This window comes from Rhizobium sp. P1_B8, from assembly GCF_056406515.1.
In genome coordinates this window covers 1-5,177 of record NZ_JBFTZZ010000067.1, presented here as the reverse complement: position 1 = coordinate 5,177, position 5,177 = coordinate 1, and the positions used below count along the sequence as shown (strand labels likewise).

The window sequence follows — 5,177 nt, the reverse complement described above, 5'->3', positions numbered from 1 at the left end:
CCGCTGATTTCAAGCTTCTCGATGTACCGCAGCCTGCCTTCCTCGCAGCCCTCGAATCTGCCGGTCGCAACCGAGGCCGCACAACAGGTGCTCTGCCTTCCCATCTATCCGGACATGGAGATGGAGATCGTCGACAAGGTCTGCGCGCTCATTGCTTCATTGAGCACAGGTGCTTTCACCGCAAGTAGGGATATATGAGATGAAACTGGCTATCATGCAGCCATATTTCTTCCCCTATATTGGTTACTTTCAGCTGATCCACGCGGTCGATAAATTTGTTGTCTACGACAACATAAAATATACAAAAAAGGGTTGGATTAATCGAAACCGCATACTGCGGAATGGTGAAGATTTTACATTTTCTCTGCCGATTAAGGCCGCGTCGGACAGCCTAGATATATGCGACCGCACACTGTCGACAGAGTTCGACCGCAATAAGCTAGTTAATCAAATTCAAGGCGCCTATCGACGTGCACCATTTTTTTCAAATGCTTTTCCAGTGATAGAACAGGCAATCCGCTTCCAAGACAGCAACCTCTATTCCTATATATTCAATTCAATCACGAAAATTTGCGATTATCTCGGCATCAAGACAGAATTCATCGTCTCTTCCAAAATGAAAATAGATCACGGTCTTAAGGCAGAGACAAAGGTTTTGGCTCTTTGTGAAGAGGCCGGTGCAAGCGTATATATAAACGCAGTCGGCGGAGTGGATCTCTATTCGCGCGAAACGTTCAATGCGCGTGACATCGACCTGAAATTCATCAAATCGAAGCCTTTCGAATATCCCCAGTTTGGAGCGGAATTCATGCCTTGGTTATCGATCATCGACGTGATCATGTTCAACTCCGCCGAGAGCATCCAGGCGAAGATACTCAACGAATATGAGCTTATTTAACCGTAGTCGCTGCCGCACTCGGCAGTCCGGACTCCATCAAGAAATCCAGTCGGTGACGTAGATGTTTAAATGGCAAAAGCTGGGCAAGGTGTTCACGCCGCAAGATGTGACGGATCGCCCGTGGCTCAAGGAGTTTGCTCAGGCGCCAGCAACCCTGATTTTCGATGATTTTGTGCGCGTATATTTTTCCTGCCGACCACCGGCAGACGAATCCGGGCAATATGTGTCGCATTCCGCTTATATCGACGTGGACAGAGCTGATTTGTTCAAAGTCAGGCACATCAGCGAACGTCCCGTTCTGGAATTGGGTAGCCTTGGTGAATTTGACCAATTTGGTACCTATCCGATTTCCGTAGCAAGAGATGGCGATATCGTTCGGGCTTACTATGCCGGCTGGACTCGTTGCGAGTCCGTGCCTTTCAACGTCGGTATCGGCTTGGCACTAAGTACCGATGAAGGTCGAACGTTCGTGAAGGCAGGTCGTGGACCGGTGCTACCATATTCGCCCGATGAGCCGTTTGTTTTGAGCGGTCCCAAAATCCGGCGCTTTAACAATACCTGGTACCTCTTTTACATCGCTGGCTCCAAGTGGAAGATGGCCGACGGGCGCGCTGAGCCTGTCTACAAAATAAGGCTCGCTACCTCGGAAGACGGCATCCGTTGGACAAAGCTAAATAGAAACCTGATCAACAGCATTGTCGAAGATGACGAAGCACAGGCCAGCCCCGATGTGATTTTTGCCGGGGGGAAATACCACATGTTCTTCTGTTACCGGTATAGCACGAATTATAGAGGTAAAGAAAAAGGCTATCGAATCGGCTATGCATCGAGCGTTGATCTGATCAACTGGCATCGCGACGATTCAAAGGCTGGCCTAACTGTATCAGATACGGGATGGGACGACGAGATGGTCAGCTATCCGCACGTCTTTGAGATCGATGGCAAGACCTACATGGCTTATCTCGGCAATCAGGTCGGTCGCAATGGCTTCGGTCTTGCTATTCTCGACGGAAAGTTGGGTGATGTATGACGAAGATGCGCTGGAAGAAGTTAGGTAAGATCTTCGATCCCACTCGCCATCAGCTGCCGGCAGGATGTGTCGAATACGCGCAGTCACCTCAAGCACTCGTTTTCGACGACTTTATCCGAATATACTTCTCAACTCGCTCCGTTGACACCAATGGCAAATATCTCAGCCATATCGCTTTCGTTGATATGGATAAGACAATGGATCGGATTGTTCGAGTTTCCGACCGGCCCGTTATAGAGCTTGGGAAACTAGGCTGTTTCGACGAGCACGGTATCTTCCCGATGAACGTGATACGACATGAAGGAAAGATCTACGGCTACTCGTGCGGTTGGAATCGAAGGGTTGCGGTATCGGTTGATACTGCAATCGGCCTCACCGTCAGTGACGACGACGGCTTGTCGTTCAAGAGGATCGGCGATGGGCCAGTTTTGTCTGCGTCGCTCGGCGAGCCTTGCTTGGTCGGCGATGGCTTCGTACGGTTCATCAACGGCACCTTCCACATGTGGTACATTTTCGGAACTGGATGGAAAGTATATTCCTCCGAAACCGCGCCAGACCGCACCTATAAAATCGGTCACGCAACATCCCGGGATGGCATCAATTGGCAGAAGGAAGAAGCCCGACAGATTATCGCTGATCGGCTTGGTCCAGATGAAAGCCAGGCTTTACCTACGGTCATCGAGATCGAGGGGCGCCATCATATGTTCTTTTGCTACCGGCAATCGTCAGATTTTCGCACGAATAAAAGCCGTGGCTATCAAATCGGCCACGCCTGTTCGGACGACCTGATTAACTGGTCGCGCGATGACGTCGAACTAGCAATCGAAGGAACAAGTGGCGAGTGGGATTCTGACATGCTTTGCTATCCGCATGTATTTGAGTCAGACGGTGCTATTTACCTTTTGTACAACGGAAACCACTTCGGCCGGTATGGATTCGGCGCTGCGATATTGGAGCGGACCGCTTGACCCCAAATTGGAGCCGCAACTTCGCTTCGGTAGACGAAATAGCCCGACACTTAAACGAGTGTGGTGAGAGTTTTGCAGCCGAGCTCAGTGCAAGAATCGACATTGGGATCTATGCGCAGAAAATTCTTCTAAATGCCGAGCGCTTCGAGGCATGGTCGAACGGCATGTTAGTCGGATTCTTGGCTATGTATTGCAACGACGACAAGCTCAAGTCGGCATTCATTACGAACGTGAGTGTGCTTGAGGATTGGCGAGGCCGTGGAATAGCGGGGACGTTGCTTGAGCAATGCATCACTCACGCAGACGAAAAAGGCTTCGGCACAATACAGCTTGAAGTAGATGCTGGGAATATGGCGGCAGTCGCGGTCTACGGAAAATTTGGGTTTGTGCCGTTTGGTGGCGGGCAGTCAACGCTCATTATGAAGCTGGATTTGGGGGCCAAAAAGTGACCGACAAGCGTGATTATAACAATGAAATAAAAGACACCAGTGATCATCGTTATGCTTACAATTTCGATTTCGATGTCATGCATCATTATATGCTGAAGTCCTTTATTCCATTCTTTCGTCGGGGGAGTTTACTTGAGCTTGGAAGTTTTCGAGGCGATTTCACCAAACGAGTGATGCCGTATTTTGACGACATCACCTGCGTCGAAGCATCCGACGAGGCGATAGCCATAGCGAAACGCGATCTAGGCGAAGGGCTGATATTTATCAACGACGTATTCGAAGGCGTGACGTTGCCCAAGCGCTATGACAATATTCTGCTTACGCACGTTCTCGAGCATCTGGATGATCCTGTGGGAGTGCTTAGACGTGTCAACGAGGAATGGTTGTCGGAAGGCGGTAGGCTCTTCTTGGTTTGCCCAAATGCGAACGCTCCCTCACGTCAGATCGCGGTCAAAATGGGTTTGATACGTCACAATTCGGCAGTAACGCCGGCGGAGTTGGAACACGGTCATCGGATCACATACTCGTTGGACACCTTGGAGCGTGATGCTAAATTAGCGGGGCTAAATGTGGTGCATCGCTCAGGCATCTTCTTCAAAGCGTTGGCCAATTTTCAGTGGGATCGGCTGTTGGAGACCGATATTATCTCCAGCGAATATCTCGAAGGATGCTATCACCTGGGGCAAATCTATCCCGATCTTTGCGCCAGTATTTTCCTTATGTGCGAAGCTGGCGGGACGCGGTAATTGCGTCCAATTCCAATCTTTCTTAAGTCCGGAGGGTATCGATGCCGCGTGTATCGATCTGTATTCCTGCATATAATCCCGATTATTTCGAGCTGTGCCTTCGAAGTGCACTGGCCCAGAGCTTTGTCGATGCTGAAATTCTTGTGTCTGACGACTGTCCGACCGATGCAATCAAGGTAATATGTGATAAATATGTTCGGTTTGTTCAATATAGCCGTAATCCGAATCCCGGGCCCGAGAGTAACGTGCGTCGACTGGTTCAGATTGCGAACGGCGAATACATAAAATTCTTGTTCGATGATGACGTTCTTCATCCTTTTTGCGTACAATTCCTGTTGGAGGCACTCGATGCGACAAGGGATAGAAATACGCGCCTTGCGTTTTCTCCACGTCATCTGATCGATGACCGAAATCATACGACTGGTTTCATAAACCATTTCAACGCTTCCGGAGACGGCTTAAAAGTGGTTTCCGGCCGTGATTTCCTAAGGTTGACGGCCCTCAATCATGTGAATCTTGTTGGGGAGTACACAACAGCCTTATTTCGCAAGGCGGACGCATTTGACGGCGATGGACAATTCCGGTTGTATCGCATGGAAGGTGATCTCTTCCGAGGCTTGATTGACCTGTCGGCGTGGGTTGAATTGGCTCAACTCGGCGATTTCGTTATACATCCCAAGCCGCTCTCGTACTTTAGGCGTCATGAGAACGCCACGTCGAACCCGCAGATCAACTGGAAGTTCATCTATGCGATCACCTATTATGAGGATGTGCTTAATTTTGCCTTTGAAAAAGGCTATTTGCCAGCAAGCGATTTACCTGCGTCATATCGCAACCTAGTGAATACCTACCGTTATTGGCAAAATTCATTCCCGCAGCTTAATGCAAGAATTGCACAGATCGAAGATGCATTGACATAGAGCTGGAATGACACGCCCTAGGAGGTGTGGACTCTTAGGATTCCCAAAAGAGCTTTGGTCTGATTCAATGCTGTCTTTTGGAGGCAGCCATGGGTATTTTAGACCGTTTGATTCTTCAGGATGACCAGTGGGAACGGATGTCTCGTCATATCATTGGCGATGATCG

7 protein-coding genes and 1 pseudogene are annotated in these 5,177 nt (G+C 49.4%); all 8 read left to right on the top strand.

Translation table 11 applies throughout. The annotated features are described in order from the left end of the window. Nucleotides 1-198 (top strand): DegT/DnrJ/EryC1/StrS family aminotransferase (locus tag AC1D2N_RS35980; RefSeq protein ID WP_284200616.1); only part of this gene is annotated, 198 nt, incomplete at its 5' end. Nucleotide 199: 1 nt separating this feature from the next. Beyond that, entirely contained in the window at nucleotides 200-898 is a 699-nt protein-coding gene (locus AC1D2N_RS35975; protein WP_130654201.1) for a WbqC family protein, read from the top strand. Nucleotides 899-959: 61 nt separating this feature from the next. Then, nucleotides 960-1,928, top strand: a complete 969-nt coding sequence (locus tag AC1D2N_RS35970) for a glycoside hydrolase family protein (RefSeq protein WP_130654202.1) — start codon at nucleotides 960-962, stop codon at nucleotides 1,926-1,928. Further along, entirely contained in the window at nucleotides 1,925-2,896 is a 972-nt protein-coding gene (locus tag AC1D2N_RS35965; protein ID WP_130654203.1) for a glycoside hydrolase family protein, read from the top strand. Before AC1D2N_RS35970 ends, AC1D2N_RS35965 begins: the two co-directional genes overlap by 4 nt. After that, the gene (locus AC1D2N_RS35960; protein WP_130654204.1) at nucleotides 2,893-3,345 is read left to right on the top strand and encodes a GNAT family N-acetyltransferase; all 453 of its coding nucleotides are present in this window, start codon (nucleotides 2,893-2,895) and stop codon (nucleotides 3,343-3,345) included. Before AC1D2N_RS35965 ends, AC1D2N_RS35960 begins: the two co-directional genes overlap by 4 nt. Continuing rightward, the gene (locus tag AC1D2N_RS35955; RefSeq protein ID WP_018246931.1) at nucleotides 3,342-4,091 is read left to right on the top strand and encodes a class I SAM-dependent methyltransferase; all 750 of its coding nucleotides are present in this window, start codon (nucleotides 3,342-3,344) and stop codon (nucleotides 4,089-4,091) included. The genes AC1D2N_RS35960 and AC1D2N_RS35955 overlap by 4 nt, the downstream gene beginning before the upstream one ends. Before the next feature lie 41 nt (nucleotides 4,092-4,132). After that, nucleotides 4,133-5,011, top strand: a complete 879-nt coding sequence (locus tag AC1D2N_RS35950; RefSeq protein ID WP_130654205.1) for a glycosyltransferase family 2 protein — start codon at nucleotides 4,133-4,135, stop codon at nucleotides 5,009-5,011. 89 nt (nucleotides 5,012-5,100) lie between these two features. After that, a pseudogene (locus AC1D2N_RS35945) lies at nucleotides 5,101-5,177 on the top strand (IS5/IS1182 family transposase); the annotation flags it as partial.

Coding starts and splice junctions, on each gene's coding strand:
- AC1D2N_RS35970 (WP_130654202.1), top strand. CDS start 960: ATGTTTAAATGGCAAAAGCTGGGCAAGGTGTTCACGCCGCAAGATGTG.
- AC1D2N_RS35975 (WP_130654201.1), top strand. CDS start 200: ATGAAACTGGCTATCATGCAGCCATATTTCTTCCCCTATATTGGTTAC.
- AC1D2N_RS35950 (WP_130654205.1), top strand. CDS start 4,133: ATGCCGCGTGTATCGATCTGTATTCCTGCATATAATCCCGATTATTTC.
- AC1D2N_RS35965 (WP_130654203.1), top strand. CDS start 1,925: ATGACGAAGATGCGCTGGAAGAAGTTAGGTAAGATCTTCGATCCCACT.